Source organism: Nocardiopsis sp. SBT366, from assembly GCF_001083815.1.
In the GTDB taxonomy this organism is placed as follows: domain Bacteria; phylum Actinomycetota; class Actinomycetes; order Streptosporangiales; family Streptosporangiaceae; genus Nocardiopsis; species Nocardiopsis prasina.
In genome coordinates, this window is sequence record NZ_LAVM01000040.1 from 32,942 (window position 1) to 55,594 (window position 22,653).

Sequence of the window (22,653 nt, forward strand, 5' to 3'; positions counted from 1 at the left end):
TCAAAGGCGGGGCCCCGGACACGATCGTCCGGGGCCCCAGGTGGATCAGTCCTCGCGACTAGTCGCGGGGCTTCTCCTGCATCTCGTAGGTCTCGATGACGTCCTCGACCCGGATGTCGTTGTAACCGACACCGATACCGCACTCGAAGCCCTCGCGGACCTCGGTGGCGTCGTCCTTGAACCGACGCAGCGACTCGACGTTGAGGTTGCCGGAAATGACCTTGCCCTCGCGGATGAGACGTGCCTTGGTGTTACGGCGGATGATGCCGTCACGGACGATGGAACCGGCGATGTTACCGATCTTCGGCACCTTGAAGACCTCGCGGACCTCGGCGCTGCCGAGCTGGACCTCCTCGTAGATGGGCTTGAGGAGACCCTTGACGGCGGCTTCGACCTCGTCGATGGCCTGGTAGATGACCGAGTAGTACCGGATGTCGACGCCCATGCGGTCGGCCAGCTGGCTGTTCTTGCCCTCGGGCCGAACGTTGAAGCCGACGATGATCGCGTCCGCGGACGACGCCAGGTTGATGTCGTTCTGCGTGATGGCACCGACGCCGCGTCCGATGATCCGGATGCTGACCTCGTCGCCACCGGCGTCGATCTTGAGCAGCGACTCCTCGAGCGCCTCGACCGAACCGGACATGTCGCCCTTGATGAGGAGGAGCAGCTCGGAGCGCTCGCCCTCCTTGATGGCGGACTGCCAGTTGTCGAGGGTGACCCGGCGGGCCGACTTCGCCTGCTGGGCGAAGCGCTCACGCGCCTCACGCTGCTGGGCGATCTGACGGGCCACGCGGTCGTCCTTGACGACCAGGAAGCTGTCACCGGCGCTGGGCACGTTGGTCAGACCGAGCACCTGGACCGGACGGGACGGCTCGGCCGACTGCACGTTCTCGCCGTGCTCGTCGAGCATGGCGCGAACGCGACCGAAGGCGTCGCCACAGACGATGGAGTCACCGACGTTGAGCGTGCCCCGCTGGACCAGGACCGTGGCCATGGAACCGCGACCGCGGTCCAGGTAGGCCTCGATCGCCAGACCCTGGGCGTCCATGTCCGGGTTGGCCTGGAGGTCCAGGGCCGCGTCGGACGTGAGGACGATCGACTCGAGCAGCGAGTCGATGTTGTCGCCCTTGAGCGCGGAGATGTCCACGAACTGGACGTCGCCGCCGTACTCCTCGGCCACGAGACCGTACTCGGTCATCTGGGCGCGCACCCGCTGCGGGTCCGCTCCCTCGACGTCGATCTTGTTGACCGCGACCACGATCGGCACGTCGGCCGCCTTGGCGTGGTCGATGGCCTCGGCCGTCTGCGGCTTGACGCCGTCGTCGGCCGCCACGACCAGGACCGCGACGTCGGTGACCTTCGCACCACGGGCACGCATGGCGGTGAACGCCTCGTGACCGGGGGTGTCGATGAAGGTGATCTTGCGCTCTTCGCCGTCCACCTCGGTCGCGACCTGGTAGGCACCGATGTGCTGGGTGATTCCGCCGGCCTCGCCGCTGACGACGTTGGTCTTACGGATCGTGTCCAGCAGTCGGGTCTTACCGTGGTCGACGTGACCCATGACGGTGACCACCGGGGGACGCGGACGCAGGTCGGCGTCGCCGCCCTCGTTCTCGCCGAACTCGATGGAGAAGGACTCCAGGAGCTCGCGGTCCTCGTCCTCGGGGCTGACGACCTCGATCCCGTACTTCAGTTCCTCGCCGAGCAGCTGAAGCGTCTCGTCGGGCAGCGACTGGGTCGCGGTGACCATCTCGCCCAGGTGCATCATGACCTGGACCAGCGACGCCGGGTTGACGTCGATCTTGTCGCCGAAGTCCGAGAGCGAGGCGCCACGGGACAGACGGATGGTCTGACCGTTGCCGCTCGGGATCTTGACGCCGCCGAAGGACGGGGCCTGGAGGTCGTTGAACTCCTGACGCCGCTGCTTCTTGGACTTGCGGGCACGCCCGGGACGACCGCCCGGACGACCGAACGCACCGGCCGTTCCGCCACCGCGACCACGGCCGCCGCCACCGGGACGACCACCGAAGCCGCCGGGACGACCGCCGCCGCCACCGGGACGCGGACCCGCACCCGCGGGAGCGCCGCCACGGCCGCGGCCAGCGCCGCCACCACCGGGACGACCGCCGCCGGCACCGCCACGGCCGCCGCCAGCGGGCGCGGCCGGACGGGACGAGGGCATGTTCATCGGGCTGGGACGCGGACCACCGGGTCGCGGAGCGCCGCCGCCACCCGGGCGCGGAGCACCGCCACCGGGACGGGGAGCGCCCGCGGCACCGCCGGGACGCGGGGCGCGCTGTTCGCCGCCGCCCTGCGGGCCACCGGAACGGGGACCGGGACGCGGGCCACCGGCACCGCCGGGACGCGGAGCGCCGCCGCCGGGACGGGGAGCGCGCTGTTCGCCGCCGCCCTGCGGGCCACCGGGACGGGGGCCCGGACGCGGGGCGCCGCCGCCGGGACGCGGGGCGGCCGGCTTGGAGCCCATGCCCGAGGCGTTGGACGCGAACGGGTTGTTGCCCGGACGCGGGCCCGGACGGGGACCGCCCGGACGCGGGCCGCGGCCGCCGTCACGACCACCCTCGCGGCCGCCGGAACGCTCCGGACGGTCACCGCGCTGGGGACGGTCGCCGCGGTCGCCGCGGTCGCCACGCTCACCGCGGGCACCCTGGGCGCCAGCGGGCTTGGGGCCGCCGGGACGCGGGGCGTCGCCGCGAGCCGCCTTCGGAGCCGGCTTGGGGCCGGGCTTCGGAGCGGACTCGGGCCGCTCGGCGGGCTTCTCGAAATGCGGAACCGCGGGCTTCTCCACCGGCGCGGCGGGCTTCTCAGCCGGCGCAGGCTTCTCCACCGGCGCGGCGGGCTTCTCAGCCGCCTCGGCCGGCTTCTCCGCCTCGGCCGGCTTCTCGGCCTTGGGGGCCGCGGAGCGCGCGGCCGGGCCGGGCTTCGGGCCCGGCTTGGGCGCGGGACCGGGCTTGGGAGCCGCGGGACGCGCCGAACCTTCGGCGGCGGGCTTGGGACCGGGCTTGGGAGCCGATCCACCCTTCTTGCCGCCGTCGGAACCGTTGTTGAAAGCTTCCTGTAGGCGTCGAACGACGGGGGCCTCTATCGTCGAGGACGCCGAACGGACGAATTCGCCCATCTCGTTGAGCTTGGCCAGCACGGCCTTGCTCTCTACACCGAACTCCTTAGCGAGTTCGTACACCCGGACCTTCGCCACACTTCTCCTTCAGCTTCGGTCCGGGACATGGGCTTGTGCCGGACCGTCGTTAGCTCGAGTTACTCATCGCTGCGTACTCATCAGGCGCTCATCGCAATCTCGACCTGCTTCCTCATCGCTACACAACAATGGGCCAGCTCATAAGTGCCGACACAGCACTACACGCCGACCTCGGTCACATCAACCACGGGGCCGGCGCGGACATTCCAACCCTATCCGGAACCGAGTCGCACTCGATCAGGCGGGGGCGTCACCAAGTAGGGACGTCACTAGCGAGACATCCCACCCGGTGGCGCCACCACCGTTCCGGTTCCGGAAGGCACGGGACCATGCTCTGCGCCGTTCGGCGAGCTCCAGGCATCGCCGATCGTGGTGCAGATAGGCGCCGCGCCCCGGACGTCGACCTCGGGTGTCGGGCGTGATGACCGTGCCCACGGCCACCAGCCGCACGAGGTCGGACTGGACTGTCCGCGACCGGCACCCCACGCACGTACGCACGGGGCGGTCAGGACCGTCTCCGGCCACCCTATCGCGTCGGGACATGGGCGCGACCCGATTAACCGGCCGAAGGGGTGTCTTCGTCCCCCCGGACGGTCTCGTCCGCGTCCTCGTCCGGCGCCGGGACGGGCTCGGCGTCGGAGCGGATGTCGATGCGCCAGCCGGTGAGGCGCGCGGCGAGACGGGCGTTCTGGCCCTCCTTGCCGATCGCCAGCGACTGCTGGTAGTCCGGCACGATCACGCGGGCCACCCGCGCGGCCATGTCGAGGATCTCCACCGAGTTGACCCGGGCCGGGGAGAGCGCGTTCGCGACGAACACGGCGGGGTCCTCGGAGTAGTCGACGATGTCGATCTTCTCTCCGTGGAGCTCGGCCATGACGTTGCGGACACGGCTGCCCAGCGGGCCGATGCAGGCGCCCTTGGCGTTGACGCCGCCCCGGTTGGAGCGGACCGCCATCTTCGTGCGGTGACCGGCCTCGCGGGCGATCGCGGAGATCTCGACGGTGTGGTCCGCGATCTCGGGGACCTCCAGCTCGAAGAGCTTGCGCACCAGGTTGGGGTGGGTGCGCGAGAGGGTCACCGAGGGGCCGCGGTGGCCCTTGCGGACCTGCACCACGTAGGCGCGCAGCCGCTCGCCGTGGGTGTAGTCCTCGGTGGGGACCTGCTCCTGCGGGGGCAGGACGGCCTCGATCTTGCCGAGGTCGACCAGGACGTTGCGAGGGTCGTTGCCCTGCTGGATGATCCCGGAGACGATGTCGTGCTCGCGCCCGGCGAACTCGCCCAGGGTCAACTCGTCCTCGGCGTCGCGCAGACGCTGGAGGATGACCTGCTTGGCGGTCGAGGTCGCGATGCGACCGAACCCGGTCGGGGTGCCGTCGAACTCGCCGACGACCCCGCCCTCCTCGTCGGTCTCGGAGACCCACACGACCACGTGGCCGGTGGAGCGGTTGAGCTCCACGCGGGCCTTCCTGTCGGGGCCCTCCTCGCGGTGGTAGGCGATCAGGAGGGCGTCCTCGATGGCCTTGGCCACCAGTTCGACGGCGATGTCCTTCTCGCGCTCCAGGCTGCGCAGGACACTCATGTCAATATCCATGGGGCTCCCCCTCTAGTCCGCCGCGTCGGTGTCGGCTTCGCGACGGAATTCCACCTGGACCTTGGCCTTGGCGATCTTGTCGTAGGCCAGAGTGCGGGGGCGGCCCTTGACGTCCAGGGTGACGCCCTGGTCGTCGGACTCGGTGACGCGTCCGGTGAGGTCGCCACCCTCGACGAGGGAGACCTTCACCAGACGGCCCTGGGAGCGCCGCCAGTGGCGCGGCAGCGTGAGTGGACGCTCCACCCCCGGGGAGGTGACCTCCAACACGTAGGGCTGCTCGCCCATGACGTCGGAGGCGTCCAGGCTCTCGTTGACGGCCTGGCTGACCTCACCGACCGCGTCCAGGTCGACCCCGTTGTCGGAGTCCACGACCACGCGCAGCACCCGGCGTTTGCCCGCGGGTGTCAGCTCGACGGCCTCCAGGTCCAGTCCGGCCGCGGCCAGTACCGGCTCAAGCAGCTCGGCGATGCGCTCGTTGCGCGCCTGCGCTCCCATGCGTGATTAGCCCCTCAAACGGCGAAATCCCGCCCGCTCGGCCGTGTGCCGTGAACGGGGCGGTCCAGCTCTGTACGTAGTCTTCGTCGAATCCGCTCCGCGCCCCCGTGAGGGGAGCTGGAGCGCCGCGCGTCGCGTGCGACGGCGGTTGTGGTGCAAGGGTATCCACACCTGAGCGGCGCCCAGGTCGGTACACGCGGACGGGGGTGCCCACGGGTGGGGGCCCGGGTGGCCGGAACACCGCCCTGGCAGGGGGTGTCAGTACGACCCGTGGCCGTCGCCGACCGTGGAAAGATGGGGGCTGACCGCCGGAGACGGCGGTCCTGTCGACGCCGTGGGCACGGGAGGAGAGCGCGTGGACCAGGGGGATGTCAGCGGTCGCACGGTACCCGGGCTGACGAGGAGGTCCTTGGCGGCCAGGAGCCTCGTGCTGACCGGTGTCGCGGTGACCGGCGCCGTCGTGGGCACGGTCGGGGTGAGCGGTTGCGCCGGGGCCGACTGGTACCCGTTCGACGTGACCCCGGACGTCGCCGTCCTGCGCTCGCTCATCCGCGAGAAGGAACGGGCGATCGTCCGTCACGAGGCCGCGCTGGCGCACGGCACGGGCCCCGCGGAGCTGCTGGAGCGCCTGTTGGAGGACCACCTCACTCACCTGGACGCCCTGTTGGACGCCCTGCCCGAAGGCGTGGCCGCGCACGACGACACCGGCGGTGACGAGGCCGAGCCCCCGGCCCCGGTCGGGGAGGCGGCGTTGGAGGCCGTGCCCGACGCCGCGGGACTGCGCGCGCTCGCAGCGGCCGCGACCAGTGCCCGCCTCGACCAGGCCGCCGCGGTGACGGACCCCGGGCTGGCCCAGCTGGTGAGCGGGATCGGCGCCTGCGAGGCCGGGCACGCCCACCTGCTCGCGCGTGCCTGAGCGCGGAGGCGGCGGGGCCGCGCGGCGGAGGAAGGGCCGAGGAACATCCCAGGGACGTCCGAGCGACGTGATGGCGGAAGGCAGGTAGTCAGGTGAGCGAGATCCCCACGCCCGCGGGGGGCTCCCAGGGGCCCGGCACGGGTCCCTCGCCGTCCGAGGGCGGCGACCCCACCGGCGCGGCCCTGGCGGAGGCCCTGAGCGCCGAGCACGCGGCCGTGTACGGGTACGAGTTCGTGGGCGGCGCCGCCGGGGACCGGACCCGGCGCGAGCGCGCCTCGGCGTCCGCCTACGAGCACAAGGCGCTGCGGGACGCCCTGCACGCGGCCTCGGTCGAACGCGGTGTCGATCCCCCGGCGGCGCTGGCCTCCTACCCGTTGCCCCAGGGACGCGACGGCGACGACATGGACGACTTCGCCGTGGGGCTGGAGGAGACCACCATGGGCGCCTACCTGTGGCTGAGCGCGTCGGCCGACACCGATCTGCGGGTGACGGCGGCGCGCGGCCTCCAGGAGTCGACGGTGCGATCCCTGGAGTGGGGCGCCGAACTCGACCCCCTGCCGGGCTTCGAGCACGGCTGACCCCGGCGGCGGGCGCCGCGACCGAGGGACGAGAAAGGGGGCTCCCGCGCCGGTGCGCGGGAGCCCCCTTCCTGTCGGTGCGTGGACCTACTGGGCGCAGGCGGCGGCGGTGCTCTCGACGATCTCGCCGACCGGTACGTCGGTGCGCTCACCGGTGCGGCGGTCGCGCAGCTCGACCAGGCCGTCCTTGAGGCCGCGACCGACGATAACCACGGTCGGGATCCCCAGCAGCTCGGCGTCGTTGAACTTCACGCCGGGGGCCGCCTTGCGGTCGTCGACCAGCACGCGCAGGCCGCGGGCCTCGAGTTCGCCACCGATCCGCAGGGCCTCCTCGACCTCGCCGCCCTTGCCGGTGCCGACCACGTGCACGTCGGCGGGGGCGATCTCGCGCGGCCAGACGATGCCCTTGTCGTCGTGCGACTGCTCGACGACGGAGGCGACGGCGCGGGAGACGCCGATGCCGTAGGAGCCCATGGTGACGCGGCGGGGCTTGCCGTCCGGGCCGAGGGCGTCCAGCTTGAAGGCGTCGGCGTACTTGCGGCCGAGCTGGAAGATGTGCCCGATCTCGATGCCGCGCGCGGTGTACAGGGTGCCCTGGCCGTCGGGCGAGGCGTCTCCGTCGCGGACCTCGGCGACGTCGATGGTGCCGTCCGGGGTGAAGTCGCGTCCGGCCACGAGGTCGATCACGTGGTGGTCGGCCCGGTCTGCGCCGGTCACCCAGGAGGTGCCGGTGGCCACGCGCGGGTCGACGAGGTAGCGCACCTTGTTGTCCAGCAGGGCGCGCGGGCCGATGTAGCCCTTGGCCAGGAAGGTGTTGGCGGCGAAGTCGGCGTCGTCCAGGAGCGCGACCTCGGTGGGCTCCAGGGCTGCTTCGAGGCGCTTGAGGTCGACCTCGCGGTCACCGGGCAGCCCGACGCCGAGGAGCTCCCACTCCTTGCTGCCGGGGGCGCGGGTCTTGACCAGGACGTTCTTGAGGGTGTCGGCCTCGGTGAAGTCGCGGCCCATGCCGGCGCCGTTGAGGAAGTCCACCAGCGTCTGGATGGTGGCGGTCCCCGGGGTGTGGTGCACCTGGGCCTCGGGCAGCCCTTCCACGGGGCGCTCGGCGGGGGCCGGGGTCCGCACGGCCTCGACGTTGGCGGCGTAGTCGGACTCCGTGCTGCGCACGAAGGTGTCCTCGCCGGTGGGCGCGACCGCCAGGAACTCCTCGGAGGCCGAGCCGCCCATGGCGCCGGAGGTCGCGGAGACGATGACGTAGTCCAGGCCCAACCGGTCGAAGATCCGGATGTAGGCGGCCCGGTGCTTGTCGTAGGACTCCTGGAGGCCCTCGTCGTCGATGTCGAAGGAGTAGGAGTCCTTCATGTGGAACTCGCGGCCGCGCAGAACGCCGGCGCGGGGGCGGGCCTCGTCGCGGAACTTCTCCTGGATCTGGTAGAGCACGACCGGGAAGTCCTTGTAGGACGAGTACTCGCCCTTGACGAGGAGGGTGAAGAGCTCTTCGTGGGTGGGGCCGAGCAGGTAGTCGGCGCCCTTGCGGTCCTTGAGCCGGAAGAGGGTGTCCCCGTACTCCTCCCAGCGGCCGGTTGTCTCGTAGAACTCCTTGGGGAGCAGCGCGGGCAGCAGGACCTCCTGGCCGCCCATCGCGTTCATCTCCTCGCGCACCACGCGGGCGACGTTCTCCAGGACGATCTTGCCCAGGGGCAGCCAGGTGTAGATGCCGGGGGCCGCGCGGCGGACGTACCCGGCGCGGACGAGGAGCTTGTGGCTCGGCACCTCGGCGTCCGCCGGGTCCTCACGCAGGGTGCGCAGGAACAGGTTCGACATCCGCAGTAGCACGGCCACTCCTCGGTGATCGCGCCCCTGAGGGGGCGCGGGTTGGGTCTTCTGGGGAACCCCAGGCTAGCGCTCCTTCGAGGGGGATCGCGCGTCCGTTTCCGAAGGCTCCCGGCTGCGCCTAACGTTGGGGGATCGCGAGGAGTGAGGCGGGGGCATGGGCAGACGTGTGCGTGACAGGGTCGAGGCCGAGGAGGAGGTCTCGGTGGTGCCGGGGGTCGACCTGCTCGCCGACGCGGACCGCGCCAACTCGTGGTTCCTGCTGGTGGAGGGCACACCGCAGTCGCACGTGGACCTGTCCGACCCCGGTTACCTCGACTTCTCGTACGTGCGCCGGATCGCGCACGCGACCGACCTGGTCGCCCCGGAGGGCGAGCCGGTGGAGGCGATGCACCTGGGCGCCGGGGCCCTGACGGTGGCGCGGTACGTGGCGCACAGCCGTCCGGGATCGCGCCAGCGCGCGGTGGACGTGGACGCGGCGCTCGTGGAACTGGTGCGACGGCGCCTGCCGTGGGACCGCAGGGCGCAGCTGCGAGTGGGCATCGGCGACGCCCGGGACTGGATCGCCGCCCGGCACGACGACAGCGCGGACCTCATCGTGTCCGACGTCTTCTCCGGGGCGCGGACCCCGGCGCGGCTGACCTCGGTGGAGTTCTACGCGGAGGCGGCGCGGGTGCTGCGGCCGGGGGGCTTCCTGGTGGTCAACGTCGGGGACGGCTACGCGTTGAAGCACACGCGCGCCCAGGTGGCCACCGTGCGGTCGGTGCTGCCGCACGTGGTGATGAGCGCCGAGCCGGGCGTTCTGCGCGGGCGCCGGTTCGGCAACCTGGTGCTGGTGGCGGGCCACCGGCCGCTGCCCACGGAGGAGCTGGGGCGGGCTGCCCACCGGGACCCGGAGATGGCCCGGCTGGTGGAGGGCGAGGACCTGGACCGGTTCCTGTCGGGCCACTCCCCCGTGCACGACGCGGACGCGCGGGACTCCCCCGCGCCGCCGACCGACATCTTCTGAGGTCCGCGTACTCCGAGGGGAGTGGGTGCGTCGGAGGCGGAGAGCGCGGACTCCGCCGCCCGGGCGACCCGACCCCTGGCCCGGGTCGCGTTGGCGGCCGTGGTGTCGACCGTGCTGGTCGGGTCGGCTTTGGCGGCACCGTTCCGGCGCCCCGAGGTCGCGGCGGCCCTGGTCGTCGCGCTGGTGGCGGCGCTGGCGGCGACGAGCGGGCTGACCGGTCCCCTGCTCTCCCGGCACACCTCGGCGTTGGCGATGGCCGCGCCGGGGCTGGTGGTGGCGCTGTCCGCCGAACTGCCAGCCATGGGCCTTCCCGGGATGGCCGGTGTGTTCGTGTGGTCCATGCTGCTGCCGGTGGTTCCGGTCATGCTCCTGGGCCAGGTTTGGCTCTACCGAATGACACGCCGACCGGTCACGGCCTCGAACTTCTTCGTCTGACCTCGAAAGTGAAGGCACTGGTCAGCATGGGCACCCCGGGTGTCCGCGTCGTGACGTCCCACGGTCACGGAAGGGCAAGGTTCCCGTCTTCGATTGGAAAAGCCGGGCAGCGGGCACTTCCTGGGGCGGGAAACTCGCCCGTGGCGCCGGGTCCGATCCCGGACCGGGTGTGATCGCGCACGGGTGACGGCGTCGAGCCCTTGAGGAGGGACTGTGACCGACCCCCTGACCAGGCCGCCGGGCCTGAGCGGCTGCGGCTGCGGATCGAGTTGCGGCTGCGGCTGCCAGAACGGCGGCTCCTGCGGCTGCGGCGGCGGCTGCGGCTGACCGCTCCCCAGGCGGGGCCCGCTCGTGCGACGGGTTCCCTCCCCCCGACCTGCGGGCTGTCCCTCCCCTTGGGGACAGCCCGCGCCCCCGTCTCCCCTGGTCCGGCGGCCACGCGCCCGGGGCGGACCACACCCCCAAGTCGCGACAATACGCGACGAGGTGTGTACGCTATGTCACAGTGCTTTTCCTTGGGGGATGAGCCGCTGCGTATCCACCCGTTGGGGGCGATCAGCGATGCCGCCGTTCACGAGACCAGCGACAGGGAGTGTCCACACCTCCGAACACGCCAGGCTGCTCCGGTGTGTGGAGGGCATACTGGAGCGCTCCGACCGCGCGGTGCCCTGGGAGCCGGATACGGTCGGGCTCCCCGACGCCCGCTCCGACAGCGCCCTGGCACGGATCAACGACGTCGCCTTCTATGCCAACGCGCGCAACGAGGTCTCCGCCCTGGCCGGAGTCTGCATGGATCTGCTCGGCCTGCACAGGCCCGACGAAGGCGACGACCCGCACTGCCAGGGCTGCCGTCTGCCCTGGCCCTGCCCGACCTTCGCAGAGATCTCCCGGCTCCTCGGCTGACCCCCACCGCCCCCTTGGAACGGACGACGCCCGCCGAGGCCGGGGCGCGATCCGACTTCGACGGGCGACGGTCGTTCACCTGCCGTCGGGAGCACCCCACGACCGAACTGTCGGGCACCCCCGCCGAGCGAGGCACACCCAGAGGCTAATACTGGAACTCGTTCTACCGCAAGACCAGAGCGCCGCTCGGTCTGACTGGAATGTCCTGCGTGCATCGCGGAAGAGGGCCACTGCGGACGCGGCGAGCTTTCTGCAACCTGATCCACTCTCGCCCAGCGGGGCAGCCCGCAGCCGACCGAGGGCGCGCCGACGGAGAACGGAGGAGAAGGTGAAGGAGAGGGCGCCGGACCTGCCCCGCCAGGGGCGGTCGGGGCGACACGGCCCGGGGAGCGAGCCAGGCCCAGGGGCGGGGGACAGCCCCTGGGTCCGACGGTGACCGGCGCGACCACCCGTGTTCCCGGTGGACGACGGACCCTCCCACACGCTCAGGGGGCGCGCCTACTCCACAAACGTTAACGATGCACCGGTCACGCGAACACCCCCCTTCGGGTAACCGGAATGTCTCGATTACCCTCCGGGGGATTCCCCGCGCACCAGCGCCGACCTGCGATAACTCAGTGCCACCGAACCGTCGCACACGTGCGCGAACACCTCGGGGCACGAGAAATCCTGATGAGGACAAACAAAGAAGCCCTCGTCGGTAAAACCGAAACAGGAAACGTTCCACCGCGACCAACAGAACGGTCGCGAGGGGCGGCGATTCCGACGAGGGCCAGAAGAAAACCTCCCCGAGGCCCGCCCGGGGAGTGACCTCAGCTAATCCGTGTGGCCAGCAGATACGCACTCGGCGAATCGGCGTCGACGATTTCCGTCACCCGCCAGGCCTGGCCACCGACGCTGAACACGTCATTGACGCGGACGTCGATCATGGGCGTGGGCCGCCACTCCTTCGGGCCGCCGATCTTGGCGACCGGCTGACCGTCGTCGTCGGTCCAGAAGCTACCGCCACCGACGGGCCCGCCGGCGAAGCGGTCGTTGCGCCCGTAACTGATCTTCTCCTGCGCGCCGATCTCGTGGACCACCGTGGATTCAGTCCCAACCGTCTCGAATAACCTGGAAAACGCATCCATTTTAACCCGTGCCCACCAATTAAACAGGGAACCGACGGGTTTGATTAGCGCTTCAGCAGACTAGCCGACAAAAGTAATGCGCGGGCCGGGACTTTGGTCCCGACCCGCGCGAGTGGCGGTTCCGCGAATTAATCAGTCACCGCTCGACGTACCCCGACCGCCCTTGAGCCTGCCCACGAGCGTCTCCAGGGCCGAACTGAACGGGTGGTCGTGCACCATGTAGGTCCAGGTCATCGACGGACGCTTCACGCCCACCGAGCTGACGTCCAGCTCACCGTCCACCACCTCCAGCTCCTCGAAGCTGTCCGCGGCACGGGACCGGGCCTCGTCCAGGAAGCCCTTGAAGACCGGGACCGCCTCGCGGTTGAACTCGTCCAGTGGGTCGCGTCGGCCCAGGTACCTCAGGTGGATGCCCTCGCGCAGTTCCGAGAGGAACGCGTTGTGGTCGGTCCACCCCCGGTCCAGGTGGTAGAGCGTGATGAGCTTGGCGGCGCGGGCGACCTCGTCGGCGTCCAGCTCCTCCACCAGCTCGTCGTGGCGCGCCTTGCGGTCCGCCGCGACGTGCCGGTCCCCCTGCCCGCCGGACAGGACCAGCTCCCGGTGCTCCAGGACCACCTCGCGCTGCACGTCGATGAGCTTGTTGTAGCGCCAGGTGTTGCGGTGCACCTCCAGCAGCTGACCCTCGGAGACCCGCTGGGCGTGGTCGACCATGGCCAACCAGCCCTCGTCGGTGATCTCACCGTCGGCCGTGGTCTTGTAGCCGGTGGTCTCGGGGGCGTGGTTCACCAGCAGGTCGTCGTCCATGCTGACGAAGAAGATGGAGTCGCCGGGGTCGCCCTGACGCCCGGCCCGCCCGCGCAGCTGGCCGTCCAGACGGCTGCTGGGGTAACGGCCGAAGCCCATGACGAACAGACCACCGGTCTCCACCACCCGGTCGCGGTCGGTCATGTCGCTGCCGCCCAACCGGATGTCGGTACCGCGCCCGGCCATCTGGGTGGAGACGGTGATCGCGCCGTGGGTACCGGCCTCGGCGATGATGGAGGCCTCGTCCGCGTCGTTCTTGGCGTTGAGGACGACGCTCTCCAGCCCGGCCTGGCGCAGCCGGTCCGCCAGCAGCTCGGACTCGGCGACGTCCTGCGTGCCGATCAGGATCGGGCGCCCCGTCCGGTGGATCTCCTCCACCTTGGCGACGAGGGCGTCCTCCTTCTCCTCACGCGTGGCGTACAGGAGCGAGCCGTGGTCCTCGCGGACGTTCGGCTTGTTGGAGGGAACGACCGCCACCTCGAGCTCGTAGAACTCGCGCAGCTGCTCGGCGACGCTCATGGCGGTACCGGTCATCCCGGCCAGCGTGGGGTAGCGCAGGACGAGGGACTGGACCGTGATCGAGTCCAACACCTCTCCGGTCTCGCTGACCGCGACCTTCTCCTTGGCCTCGACCGCCGCCTGGAGGCCGTCGGGCCAGCGCTGGAGGAGGGCGATCCGCCCGCGGGACTCGTTGATGAGCCGCACCTCGCCGTCGCGCACCACGTAGTGCACGTCGCGCTGGAGCAGCACGTGCGCGTGCAGGGCCAGGTTGACCTGGGGCAGCACGGAGGTGTCGTCCTCGGAGTACAGGTCCACGCCGCCCAGGGACTTCTCGACCGCGTCGATACCGGCGTCGGTGAGCTGGACGTTGCGTCCCTCCCCGTCGACCTCGTAGTGCAGGCGCGGCTTGAGGCCCCGTACGACGTCGGCCATCTCGACGTCGGCGGCCACGGCCTCGGCCGCACCGGCCAGGACCAGGGGGACGCGGGCCTCGTCGACGAGCACGGAGTCCGCCTCGTCGATGATGGCGACGTGGGGTTCGGGCACGACCCGGTCGTCGACGTCGGTCACCATGCGGTCGCGCAGAACGTCGAAGCCGAGTTCGCTGACGGCCGCGTACGTGACGTCGCAGCCGTAGGCCTCCTTGCGCTCGTCGACGGTGGACTCCTCGCTGACGGAGCCGACCGTGACTCCGAGCATCGCGTAGAGGGGGCCCATCCACTCGGCGTCACGCCGGGCGAGGTAGTCGTTGACGCTGAGGACGTGGACCCGCTTGCCGCGCAGGGCGAACCCGGCGGCGGCGAGGGTACCGGCGAGGGTCTTGCCCTCACCGGTGGCCATCTCGGAGACGTGGCCGTCGAGGAGGGCCATCACACCGAGCAACTGCACGTCGAAGGGGCGCTCGTCGAGGGTGCGCCGGGCGGCCTCACGGCCGACCGCGCACAGACTCACGAGGTCACTCTGGGAGTAGGGAAGCTCGGCGTAGCCGAGGTCGATGGCCTTCTCCGTCAGCTCGCCATCGCTGAGTTCTCGCAGACCCTCCTCTTCGGCCTCGATCGCCGGCAGGAGCTTGGTATAGGGCCGCAGGTCCACCGCACCGGGCTTGCCCAGTAGGCGGCGGACGCTTTCCGCCATTCGTCCGAACACCACGCCAGGGTAACGCCGGACACAAGCGAATGGTTCCTCTCGGGTACCAGCTTGTCGGCTCCAAGGGGGACAGAACACCCAGGACCAGCGACTCGTGCGCAACCCCGGTGGGCCCGCTCAGTTCACCAGCTGACGCTGGTGGCGCTGTCGCGCCTCCAGAGCCATCCCGTGCTTGACGAGGGTGACCAGGACCTTGACCACGGACCTGCGGTCGCGCGCGTCGCAGTAGACCACGGGCACGTCGGGGGTCAGGTCGAGGGCGTCGCGCAACTCGTCGGCGCTGTACGCGGCCTCGGGATCGAACTCGTTGACCGCCACGACGAAGGGCAGCCGGTACTGCCGCTCGAAGTAGTCCAGTGCCTGGAAGGTGTCCTCCAGCCGCCGGGTGTCCGCGAGGATCACCGCGCCCAGGGCGCCCCGGACGAGGTCGTCCCACATGAACCAGAAACGCTGCTGGCCGGGCGTGCCGAACAGGAACAGGGTCAGGTCGGTGTCCAGGGAGATACGACCGAAGTCCATGGCGACCGTGGTGGTGGTCTTGTCCGGGGTGTGCGAGAGGTCGTCCACACCAGCACTGGCCGCGGTCACGGCGGCCTCGGTGCGGACCGGGGGGATCTCCGACACAGCCCCGACGAACGTGGTCTTGCCGACCCCGAAGCCCCCGGCGATGATGATCTTGGTGGACAGCTCACTGGGTGCGTGGACGTTGTTCGTACTGTTAGCTGAGTGGATCACTGTTAGTCCTAGCGAGAGTGCCGGGCCTGCACGGACGGACGGCGCACACGACCCGGGCTGGAGGGGCACGGCGATCCCGGGTTCCGAACTCACGGGAAACGACCGCTACTGGAACCTAACACCGGACAGCAGTGGAATCCGGGGTTTCGACACAGTGCGGGAAGACGTCACATCCCCGACCACAGCGCCCATGCGGGTCGAAACGCAGCAGAAGGGCCACGAGGGTGGATGTCCACCTCGTGGCGAGGAGTCCGTCGTGTCCGACGGACCGTAGTCAGACAAGCACACTCCTGTACCCCGGCAGGTTGACTTTACGACATTGTGAGCGGCCATTTTCGGCCGCTTTCGGCCGCGCCGATCCCTGTCCGGCACCGGCCCCGCCATCTACGGTGGAGAGCAGGGCACCCGCCTGAGCGCGGTCGCAACGACCTCCTGGCACGAGGACGTGACCACCACGGGACCCTGGCGGCGCCCAGGGGCGCACGGCCGACCCCGACGTCTCGCTCTTCGACGTCGGCCCGGCCGCACACCCCACCGACGGGCGCCCACAGCCCCACCGGCCCACAACCGTCCACGTGGGCCGGTGGGTGTGGTGGCTGTGTTTTCTTTGCACCTCCGCTTCGCTTCGGTGCGTGTTCGGCGCCTTTGCAGAGGGATTCTTCGTCGTCGTCCACGCCTGACGCTCGTTCCTCGCTAGCGGCTCGACTCCTCCTGCAGAACCCTCTCCGGCGCTCGAACGGGTACCCCCCAGTGGCAAAGATGTACGGGTGAGGCTCACACCCGCGAGGGGGCAGGGCAGCACACCGGCTGTGGCTGAGCCGCGCAGTCGGCACTCCGTCAGTGGCTGGGGCGCACGCACGGACGGGACTCCACCTGAGCGGGCCCCTGGGTGCGGCTCGGGTGCGTAGGATGGACGGGCACCCTCCCCCTGCGGCGACGGCCGCGGTCCGGGTCGAGGGGCGCCTTCCCGAACACGCCGCACACTCCCAAGGGAGCCGAGAACCCCACATGTCCGATCAGCGCGTCGTCCGCCCCACTCCCATCAGCGGTTTCCCCGAATGGACCCCACAGGTCCGGGCCGTGGAGCAGCGTTGGCTGGACCATATCCGCGCCGGGTTCGAGTCCTTCGGCTTCGCGTCCGTGGAGACCCCCTCCGTGGAGAACCTGGACGTGCTGATGGCCAAGGGCGAGACCTCCCAGGAGGTCTACACGCTGCACCGGCTCCAGGCCGACGCCAAGGACGACTCCGACGCCAGGCTCGGTCTGCACTTCGACCTGACCGTGCCCTTCGCCCGGTACGTCGCCCAGCACTTCAACGAGCTGACCTTCCCGTTCAAGCGCTACCAGACGCAGCGCGTCTGGCGCGGTGAGCGCCCCCAGGAGGGCCGCTTCCGCGAGTTCACCCAGTGCGACATCGACGTCATCAACGTGGACTCGGTGCCGCTGCACTTCGACGCCGAACTGCCCCGCATCGTGCACCGGGTGCTCAGCGGGCTGGACATCCCGGCATGGACCCTCAACGTCAACAACCGCAAGGTGCTCCAGGGCTTCTACGAGGGGCTCGGCGTCAAGGACCCCATCGCGGTGATCCGCGCCGTGGACAAGCTCCACAAGATCGGTGACGACGGCGTCCGCGAGATCCTGGAGGGCGAGGGCCTGACCACCGAGCAGATCGACCCCTGCCTGGCGCTGGCCCGGATCAGGGGCGCCGGTGTCGTCGAGGAGGTCCGGGCGCTCGGTGTGGTCTCGGAACTGCTGGAGGAGGGGCTGGAGGAGCTCGCCTTCGTCCTGAACGACCTCGCCGACCTGCCCGAGGGCAGCGTGGTCGCGGACCTGTCCATCGCGCGCGGCCTGGACTACTACACCGGGACCGTGTACGAGGCTTCCTTCGACGACGACCCCGGATACGGCAGCATCTGCGCCGGTGGCCGGTACGAGAACCTCGCCGGGCAGTTCATCCGCAAGCGGCTGCCGGGTGTGGGCATCTCCATCGGCCTGACCCGCATCTTCGCCAAGCTGGTGGCGGAGGACCGGATCGAGGCGGGCCGGGTCTGCCCCACGGACGTGATGGTCGTGGTGCCCAACGCCGAGCGTCGCGCCGACGCCCTGCGCACGGGTGAGCTGCTGCGGGAGCGCGGGTTCAACACCGAGGTGTTCCACTCCACCGCCAAGGTCGGCAAGCAGATCCAGTACGCCTCCAAGAAGGGCATCCCCTTCGTGTGGTTCCCGCCCTTCGAGGAGGGCGGCGAGCACGAGGTCAAGGACATGGCCAAGGGTGAGCAGGGCGCTGCCGACCCGGCCGTGTGGTCCCCCGCCACTTAGCAGGTTCTGGTCCGGCACGGGCGGTTTCCGACCTCCCGTGCCGGAACCGGCCATTCGCGAGACAGCCTCAGGGCCCGGGTGCGAGACTGGGACAGGCTGTACTCCGTGCCGTACCTCAGGCACGGGCCGATTGGTGTTCTAGTTATCGAGGCCATGTCTCCTCCTCGCCACAACCTGCCCCTGTCCGCTGGTGAGTTCATCCAGTTCGTCGGACGTGAACGCGACATCGTCGACCTGAGCCGCCTCATGGGCACGGCCAGGATGATCACGCTGACCGGCACCGGCGGAATCGGCAAGACGCGGCTCGCGCTCCACCTCGCCGAGCGCGTCCTGCGCCGGTTCCCGGACGGTGTGCGGTTCATCGACCTCAGCGAGGCCACCAACCGCGAACAGGCGCTGCGCGCGGTCGCGGCGGGCCTCCAGGCGGTCAACGGCGACTCCACGACGCTCATGGACGGCGTCATCACGGCGTTGCGCACCCAGCACCTGTTGTTGCTGCTGGACACCTGCGAGCACGCCGTGGGCCCCATGGGGGAGCTGTGCGAGGCCGTACTCCGGGACTGTCCCCGCGTCCGGATCCTGGTGACCAGCCGCCAGCCGCTGCACGTGCAGGAGGAGAACATCTGGCGGGTCCCGCCGCTCTCGCTGCCCGCGCGGCCCACACCGACCGATCCCTACGCGGCGGTCCCCGCGCCGATCCCCCGGCGGGACGCGCAGCGGTACGAGTCGGTGCGCCTGTTCCTCACCCGGGCCCACGCGGCGCGCTCCGGGTTCGAGATGACCCGCGAGAACTCGGGTTACGTGGCGGAGATCTGTCGCATGCTCGACGGCATGCCACTGGCGATCGAGCTGGCGGCGGCCCGGGTCCGGGTGCTGTCCGTCCAGCAGATCCTGCGCCGACTGGACGACCGTTTCCAGCTCCTGACCAGTGACGGCACCGGCCACCTCCCGGCACGCCAGCGGACCCTGCGGGCCGTGCTGGAGTGGAGCCACGACATGCTCAGCGACACCGAGCGGCTGCTGCTGCACCGGTTGTCCCTGTTCTCCACCTGGTACCTGGAGGCCGCCGAGGACGTGTGCTCGGGCGACGGCGTGGACCCCACGGACGTGCTCTCCCTGCACTTCTCCCTGTTGGACAAGTCCCTGGTGGTGATGGACGCCGAGGTCAACGGGACCGCGCACTACCGGCTGACCGAGACGGTGCGGGCCTACGCGGCCGAGCGCCTGGGAGCCGACAGCGACCGGCGCTGGGACCGCTACCTGCGGTTCACCGTGGGTCGGCTGGAGGAGGCGGCCAAGAGCTCCGCCACCTCGCAGACCTGGGACGAGTGGCTCGGGCGGCTGCGGATGTACGACCACCACCGGGAGAACCACTCCCGGTTGGTGGAGTGGGCGCTCTCACACGGCCGCGTGGACGACGCCCTGCGGGTGTGCGTGGCGCTGCGGGCCTACTGGCTGATGCGGGACCTGTCAGCGGAGGGCAGCAGGCTCCTGGAGCGGGTGCTGTCGCACCAGCCCGACGATCAGGCGCCCGTGCTGCGCGCCAGGGCCCTGGCCCTGCACGCGGAGCTGCGCCTGGACGTGGACCCCGCGCCCAGGGTCGAGAGCCTGGCCTCCTGCGCGCTGGAGTCCGCGCGGGCCTGCCGCGAACCCATCGCCGCCGCCTCGGCCCTGACCACCCTGGCGACGCTCACCATGCGCCTGGGTTCGCTGGAGGAGGGTGAACGGCAGGCGGCCCGGGCCCTGGACTGGGCGGGCCTGTCCGGTGATCCGATGACCGAGGCGAGCACCCGGGGCGTCCTGGCCGAGCTGGCCCGGCGGCGGGGCGCCACCGGGGAGGCCGTCGCTCACCTGGAGGAGAGCGCCGACTCCTCGCGGGGTCTGGGCGACCGCTGGAGTGAGGCGCGCGCCCTGTACGGACTGGGCACCATCGCCGCCGAGGCCGACGACCACGAGCGTGCCCGGGAGCTGTTCTCCGAGGCCCTGGAGGTCTTCGTCGAGCTGCCCTCCGACCCCTACGCCGCGAGGTGCGCCGCGGACCTGGGCCGCCTGCACCTGGCGACGCGGGACCCCCTGTCCGCCCGGGAGCCGCTGGGCCGGTGTCTGCGGGTGAGTTTCACCTCGGGTCGCCGGATCGCGGTGGCCGAGGCTCTGGAGGCCCTGGCGGAGCTGGCGCTGGCCGAGGAGGAGCCCACGCGGGCGGCGGCCCTGGCCGGGGTGGCGGCCGACCTGCGGACGGCGCTGGACCGGCCCTCGGCCGAGACCGTCCGGCTGCGGTCGGCAGTGGAGCGAAGAGTGGGGGCGGGACGGGCCACCGAGGCCTGGAACGCCTGGCGTCCGCTGCCGTTGGAGCAGGTGCGCGACCGGGCCCTGGCCTTTCCCCGCCCGCCCGCGCCCCAGCTGTCCGGGCCGGACTCGCTGACCCCACGGGAACGGGAGATCGCGACGCTGGCGGAGCGGGGGCTGTCCAACCGGGAGATCGCGACCCGTCTCACCATCAGTCAGGCCACCGCCGCCCGCCATATCGCGAACATCTTCAGAAAACTTTCGATTTCGTCGAGGACGCAGTTGACCGGCTGGGCCTCACCGAGAGAACCCGGCTGAATTCAGGGTGTTCGCACCGAAGCACTTGCACAGTGCGCGTGCACCCGCTAAACCAGAAAGTCCAAGCCACTTCGCCCACCTCGATGACGCAAGCCCCCGTCCCCCCTCGTATCCTCCGTGGTGAGAACACCCCCAACAGCCCCTACTTGTGAAGGCCATGGCACCTTTGACCGCGCCAGCGCGGCACAATCTCCCCCTGCCGGGCACCAGTTTCGTGGGTCGGGAGCGAGATCTCAGCGATCTGCTCCGCCTGCTCGGCTCCAGCAGGTCCGTCACCCTGTGCGGCGCGGACGGCATCGGCAAGACGCGCCTGGCCCTGCGCGTGGCCGAGCAGTCCACCGTCTCGTTCCCGGACGGGGTGTGGATCGCCGACCTCACCGACGTGCGCACCCCCTTGGAGGTGCACGCGCGCATCGCCGAGGCGGTGGGGGTGGTCGAGGAGCCCGGGCTGCCGCTCGGAGTGACCGTGACCGAGGCCCTGCGGGACCGCAGACTGCTGTTGGTGCTGGACTCCTGCGAACACATCGCGGACGAGGTGATCGCGGTCGGGGAGACCCTGCTCACGGAGTGCCCCGCCCTGTCGGTACTGCTGACCAGCGAGGTCCCGGTGCGGCTGACCGGGGGGACGGTGTGGCGGGTGCCCGCCATGGCCCTGCCGGTGGTCCCGCGCAACGCCCCTCCCCCGGACCCGGCCGACGCGGAGTCGGTGCGGCTGTTCCTGGACCGGGCCCGCGCCCGTGACCCACGGTTCACCGCGACGGGTCCGGAGCTGGACGCCGTGGCGACCCTGTGCGATCTGAGCGGCGGGGTTCCGTTGGGGATCGAGGTGCTGGGCGCCCGTGCCCCGGAGGAGGGCATCGCCGCGCTCACCGAGGGGCTCCGCGCGCATTTGGCCTCACCCGTGTTCCAGCCCGGACCGGGGCAGGCCGTCTCGCGCAGCGATGTGCTGCCCCTGGTGCTGGACTTCGTGTACCGGGGCCTGCCCGAACCCGAACGCGTGCTGCTGCGCCGCCTGTCGGTGTTCCGGGGCTGGGACCTGGAGCTGGCCGAGCAGGTGTGCGCCGATGAGTCGCTGCCCGAGTCGGCCATCCTGGACCTGCTGACGTCGCTGCTGGACCGTTCCCTGATCACCGTCACCGGCGAGTTCGAGGGCCGGGTGCGCTACCGGCTGCCCGAGGCGGTGCGCCGGTTCGCGCAGGAGCGGTTGGTCGCCTCGGGCGAGTCCGAGACGATCCAGGAGCGTCTGCTGACCCGCATGCTGAGTCTGGCGGAGGACCTGGGGCAGCGGCTGGAGTCGAGCCGGTCCATGCCGTGGTCCGAGCGGGACTCCGGGCGCCAACGGGTGATCGCCGAGTACGACACGCTTCGGTCGCTGCTGCGCTGGTCCCTCCAGAAGGGCGCGGCCGAACCCGGGCTGCGGCTGTGCGTGAGCCTGGTGGCCCACTGGGTGAGCCACAACAACTACTCCGAGGGCGCGCACTGGATGGACCGGCTGCTGGCGCTGGAGGAGACCGCGAAGGCTCCCTCCCGGGCGCGGGCTCTGGTCGGCCGGGCCCAGTTGGCACGTGTGCGCCGGGACCACGAACTGGCCCTGGAGGCTGGCGAGGAGGGACTGCGGTTGTGCCGGGAGGCCGGTGACGACGCGTTCGTGCGCACCTGCCTGAGCCTGCTGGCCCTGGTGGAGGTGCGTGAGCGCAACCTTGACCGCGCCTCGGTCCGGGTCGAGGAGGCCCTGCGTCTGTGCCGGGAGGCCGGTGACCTGTGGGGCGAGGCGATCGCCCTGGGCTGCCGGGCGGCCCTGGTGTGCCAGCAGGGCGACTACCCCACCGCCGACCACCACTACAACGCCGCACTCACGCTGCTGCGGGGCATCGACCACCGCTGGGGGGTGGGGGTGACCCTCATGAACCAGGCCCGCGCAGCGGAGACGAACGACGACCTGATCACCGCCGACCGCTGTTACCGGGAGGCACTGGACACCCAGCGGCTGATCGGTGCGGTGTCCGAGGAGGCGCGCTGTCTGGCCGGGATCGGCCGGGTGGCGCACGCGCAGGGTCACACCAGTCAGGCCTACGACTACCTGAGCGAGGGGCTGCTGCTCAGTCACGCCAGCGGCCAGCGGGCCGAGGCGGCCCGGAGCCTGGTGTCCCTGGCCCGGGTGGCGTTCGGATCCGGGCTGCGCGAGCCCGCCTGCCGCCTGGCAGGCGCCGCCACCGCGCTGCGCTCGCGGATCGGGCTGGCCGAGCCGGAGGCCCCGTGGCCGTTCACGGACGAGGAGCGGGGCCGTCGGCGCCGTCGCCAGTTGGTGGTCTGGTGGGAACAGGGACACGCTCTGAGCCAGTTCGAGGCGGTGCGTGAGGCGGAGCTGTTGGCCGAGGAGAGCCGTCGCCCGACCCCGCGGCGCCGTACTCGTCCCCAGCCCCCGGCCGCCCCCATGCTG

The 22,653-nt window shown here is 71.0% G+C and carries 16 protein-coding genes; 8 read left to right on the forward strand and 8 right to left on the reverse strand.

Going from position 1 to position 22,653, the window contains the following annotated elements; translation table 11 throughout:
• Positions 1-58: 58 nt before the first annotated feature.
• From infB to rimP, 4 genes are all read right to left on the reverse strand, one after another.
• Positions 59-3,214 (reverse strand): translation initiation factor IF-2, encoded by a 3,156-nt coding sequence (gene infB, locus ADX84_RS14095; protein ID WP_049573549.1) that lies wholly within the window; start codon positions 3,212-3,214, stop codon positions 59-61.
• Positions 3,215-3,451: 237 nt separating this feature from the next.
• Positions 3,452-3,757: a YlxR family protein gene (locus ADX84_RS25490; RefSeq protein WP_082206499.1), complete on the reverse strand. Its 306-nt coding sequence runs from the start codon at positions 3,755-3,757 to the stop codon at positions 3,452-3,454.
• A gap of 13 nt (positions 3,758-3,770) precedes the next feature.
• Complete coding sequence (gene nusA / locus ADX84_RS14100) at positions 3,771-4,793, reverse strand: transcription termination factor NusA (RefSeq protein WP_049573551.1); 1,023 nt, start codon at positions 4,791-4,793, stop codon at positions 3,771-3,773.
• A gap of 24 nt (positions 4,794-4,817) precedes the next feature.
• Positions 4,818-5,300 carry a ribosome maturation factor RimP gene (gene rimP / locus ADX84_RS14105; protein WP_049573556.1) on the reverse strand — a complete coding sequence of 161 codons (483 nt, stop codon included), beginning with the start codon at positions 5,298-5,300 and terminating at the stop codon, positions 4,818-4,820.
• 409 nt (positions 5,301-5,709) lie between these two features.
• Between rimP and ADX84_RS14110 the strand changes: the two genes are divergently transcribed.
• Positions 5,710-6,216 (forward strand): hypothetical protein, encoded by a 507-nt coding sequence (locus ADX84_RS14110; RefSeq protein ID WP_247666121.1) that lies wholly within the window; start codon positions 5,710-5,712, stop codon positions 6,214-6,216.
• Positions 6,217-6,308: 92 nt separating this feature from the next.
• Complete coding sequence (locus tag ADX84_RS14115; RefSeq protein ID WP_049573559.1) at positions 6,309-6,794, forward strand: ferritin-like domain-containing protein; 486 nt, start codon at positions 6,309-6,311, stop codon at positions 6,792-6,794.
• A gap of 87 nt (positions 6,795-6,881) precedes the next feature.
• On the opposite strand, the gene ADX84_RS14120 is transcribed toward ADX84_RS14115, so the two are convergent.
• Positions 6,882-8,615: a proline--tRNA ligase gene (locus ADX84_RS14120; protein WP_049573562.1), complete on the reverse strand. Its 1,734-nt coding sequence runs from the start codon at positions 8,613-8,615 to the stop codon at positions 6,882-6,884.
• 166 nt (positions 8,616-8,781) lie between these two features.
• Here ADX84_RS14120 and ADX84_RS14125 point away from each other — a divergent pair, with 166 nt between their 5' ends.
• The 3 genes from ADX84_RS14125 (at position 8,782) to ADX84_RS14135 (ending at position 10,971) form a co-directional block, all read left to right on the forward strand.
• Positions 8,782-9,633 (forward strand): spermidine synthase, encoded by an 852-nt coding sequence (locus tag ADX84_RS14125; protein WP_049573565.1) that lies wholly within the window; start codon positions 8,782-8,784, stop codon positions 9,631-9,633.
• Positions 9,634-9,654: 21 nt separating this feature from the next.
• Positions 9,655-10,068: a hypothetical protein gene (locus ADX84_RS14130; protein ID WP_053107294.1), complete on the forward strand. Its 414-nt coding sequence runs from the start codon at positions 9,655-9,657 to the stop codon at positions 10,066-10,068.
• Positions 10,069-10,698: 630 nt separating this feature from the next.
• Complete coding sequence (locus ADX84_RS14135) at positions 10,699-10,971, forward strand: hypothetical protein (protein WP_199776595.1); 273 nt, start codon at positions 10,699-10,701, stop codon at positions 10,969-10,971.
• Positions 10,972-11,783: 812 nt separating this feature from the next.
• On the opposite strand, the gene ADX84_RS14140 is transcribed toward ADX84_RS14135, so the two are convergent.
• The 3 genes from ADX84_RS14140 to ADX84_RS14150 form a co-directional block, all read right to left on the reverse strand.
• Positions 11,784-12,053 (reverse strand): DUF6406 domain-containing protein, encoded by a 270-nt coding sequence (locus tag ADX84_RS14140; protein WP_026128913.1) that lies wholly within the window; start codon positions 12,051-12,053, stop codon positions 11,784-11,786.
• A gap of 180 nt (positions 12,054-12,233) precedes the next feature.
• Complete coding sequence (gene secA2, locus ADX84_RS14145; RefSeq protein WP_049573599.1) at positions 12,234-14,540, reverse strand: accessory Sec system translocase SecA2; 2,307 nt, start codon at positions 14,538-14,540, stop codon at positions 12,234-12,236.
• A gap of 129 nt (positions 14,541-14,669) precedes the next feature.
• Entirely contained in the window at positions 14,670-15,287 is a 618-nt protein-coding gene (locus ADX84_RS14150; RefSeq protein WP_049573572.1) for an ATP/GTP-binding protein, read from the reverse strand.
• 1,008 nt (positions 15,288-16,295) lie between these two features.
• Here ADX84_RS14150 and hisS point away from each other — a divergent pair.
• From hisS to ADX84_RS14165, 3 genes are all read left to right on the forward strand, one after another.
• Positions 16,296-17,609: a histidine--tRNA ligase gene (gene hisS / locus ADX84_RS14155; protein ID WP_049573577.1), complete on the forward strand. Its 1,314-nt coding sequence runs from the start codon at positions 16,296-16,298 to the stop codon at positions 17,607-17,609.
• Positions 17,610-17,762: 153 nt separating this feature from the next.
• A complete protein-coding gene (locus ADX84_RS14160) occupies positions 17,763-20,213 on the forward strand; it encodes a tetratricopeptide repeat protein (protein ID WP_049573580.1) in 2,451 nt (816 codons plus the stop codon).
• Between the two features lie 166 nt (positions 20,214-20,379).
• The coding region (locus tag ADX84_RS14165) for an AAA family ATPase (protein WP_049573583.1) at positions 20,380-22,653 on the forward strand (2,274 nt) is incomplete at its 3' end.

What these genes read in the sequence shown, in the direction of transcription:
- ADX84_RS25490 (WP_082206499.1), bottom strand. Translation starts at nt 3,757, where the DNA reads ATGTCCCGACGCGATAGGGTGGCCGGAGACGGTCCTGACCGCCCCGTG.
- ADX84_RS14160 (WP_049573580.1), top strand. Translation starts at nt 17,763, where the DNA reads ATGTCTCCTCCTCGCCACAACCTGCCCCTGTCCGCTGGTGAGTTCATC.
- nusA (WP_049573551.1), bottom strand. Translation starts at nt 4,793, where the DNA reads ATGAGTGTCCTGCGCAGCCTGGAGCGCGAGAAGGACATCGCCGTCGAA.
- ADX84_RS14120 (WP_049573562.1), bottom strand. Translation starts at nt 8,615, where the DNA reads ATGTCGAACCTGTTCCTGCGCACCCTGCGTGAGGACCCGGCGGACGCC.
- secA2 (WP_049573599.1), bottom strand. Translation starts at nt 14,540, where the DNA reads ATGGCGGAAAGCGTCCGCCGCCTACTGGGCAAGCCCGGTGCGGTGGAC.
- hisS (WP_049573577.1), top strand. Translation starts at nt 16,296, where the DNA reads ATGTCCGATCAGCGCGTCGTCCGCCCCACTCCCATCAGCGGTTTCCCC.
- ADX84_RS14125 (WP_049573565.1), top strand. Translation starts at nt 8,782, where the DNA reads ATGGGCAGACGTGTGCGTGACAGGGTCGAGGCCGAGGAGGAGGTCTCG.
- rimP (WP_049573556.1), bottom strand. Translation starts at nt 5,300, where the DNA reads ATGGGAGCGCAGGCGCGCAACGAGCGCATCGCCGAGCTGCTTGAGCCG.